Annotated in this window: 1 protein-coding gene and 1 pseudogene; both read left to right on the forward strand. The window is 74.9% G+C overall.

The window, feature by feature from the left end; genetic code table 11:
- Positions 1–310 (forward strand): annotated as a pseudogene (locus tag IEZ12_RS31475) (hypothetical protein); the annotation flags it as partial.
- 40 nt (positions 311–350) lie between these two features.
- Positions 351–1,352 carry an EamA family transporter gene (locus tag IEZ12_RS31480; protein ID WP_189276916.1) on the forward strand — a complete coding sequence of 334 codons (1,002 nt, stop codon included), beginning with the start codon at positions 351–353 and terminating at the stop codon, positions 1,350–1,352.
- Positions 1,353–1,687 lie beyond the last annotated feature (335 nt).

Genomic DNA, 1,687 nt, shown 5'->3' on the forward strand with positions numbered 1-1,687 from the left:
CGCGCCCACCGAGCCCGCCGCGCCGACCCAGAGCCCGTCCGCGACGGACGGCGCGACCTCCGCGCCGTCCCCGACCGCCGGCAACGGCGGCCGTCCGAGCTCGCGGCCCACCGGCGACGCGGGCAACGGCAACGGCAACGGGAACGGCAACAGCAACGGGAACGGCGGTGACGGCGGGCAGACCCGGCCCACCCGCACCCCGTCGGCCACGCCCACCGGGGGCGCCACCACCACGCCGGCGCCGACCCCCACCGCGGGAACCGGCACCGGCGGCGGGCTGCTCGGCACTCAGGACCAATCAGCGGGATAGCGCCTTACGACGGAGGGGTCCGAGCTGACACAATGCGCCGATGCACAGCAGCTCGGACCCCTCCGCCATGTCGCTCGACCCGCGCCCGGCGCCCGATCTCCCCCTGACGCCCCACCATTCCTCCCCCACCCCGACCCGCCGCACCGCCAAGCTGGGGCTGCTGCTGGCACTGGCCTCCGCGGTCGCCTTCGGCGGGTCCGGGACGGCCGCGAAACCGCTGATCGAAGCCGGGCTCTCCCCCACCCACACCGTCTGGCTGCGGGTGGCCGGCGCGGCGCTGGTGCTGCTGCCGGTCGCCTGGAAGCACCGCGACGCGGTCCTGCGCCGGCCCGGCCTGCTGATCGGCTTCGGGCTGCTCGCCGTCGCCGGCGTCCAGGCCTGCTACTTCGCGGCGATCTCCCGCATCCCGGTCGGCGTCGCCCTGCTCATCGAGTACCTCGGCCCGCCGCTGCTGCTCGCCTACGTCCGCCTCGTCCAGCGCCGCCCCGTCTCCCGCCGGGCGATGGCCGGCGCGGGCGTCGCGGTGACCGGCCTCGCCCTCGTCGTCGAGGTCTGGCACGGCCTGTCCTTCGACCCGATCGGCGTCCTGTTCGCCCTCGGCGCGGCCTGCTGCCAGGTCGGCTACTTCGTCCTCGCCGACGCCGGCCGCGAGGGCGAACGCCCCGTCGACCCGCTGGCGGTCTCCGCGTACGGCCTGCTGATCGGCGCGATCCTGCTCACCGCCTTCGCCCGCCCGTGGAACGCCGACTGGTCACTGCTCGCCCACTCCGTCACCATGAACGGCCACCACCTCCCCGCCCTGGTCCCCGCCCTGTGGATGGTCCTGGTCGCCACCGTCCTCGCCTACCTCACCGGCGTCGTCTCGGTCCAGTACCTCTCCCCACCGGTCGCCGGCGTCGTCGCCAACCTCGAAGCCGTCGTCGCCACCGTCCTCGCCTGGATCCTCCTCGGCGAACACCTCGGCACCCCCCAACTCGCCGGCGGAGCCCTCGTCCTCGCCGGCGCATTCGCGGCCCAGTCGGCCGCTGCCACCAAGCACTGAGCCCGAACCGCCCCACAGGCCCCGCCGACGGACCGTCAGCCGGGGGGAGCCGTGCGACGGGGGGCAAGGTCGGGACCCCCGAACCGCCGGAGGCGACCTGCGGACGGCCGAGGAGCACCTCAAGCTCCGCAGAGACGCCGCGAGTTGTCAGGCCAGGAGCCCTGCCGGCAAGGGGCAAGGTCAAGGCCCTCACACCTCACCCCCGAACCGCCGGAGGCGACCTGCGGATCGCCGAGGAGCACCTCAAGCTCCGCAGGAACGCCGCGAGTTGTCAGGCCAGGAGCCCTGCCGGCAAGGGGCAAGGTCAAGGCCCTCACACCTCACCCCCGAACCGC

The sequence above is a fragment of the Kitasatospora griseola genome, assembly GCF_014648555.1.
Taxonomy (GTDB): Bacteria; Actinomycetota; Actinomycetes; order Streptomycetales; family Streptomycetaceae; genus Kitasatospora; species Kitasatospora griseola.

Coding starts and splice junctions, on each gene's coding strand:
- IEZ12_RS31480 (WP_189276916.1), top strand. CDS start 351: ATGCACAGCAGCTCGGACCCCTCCGCCATGTCGCTCGACCCGCGCCCG.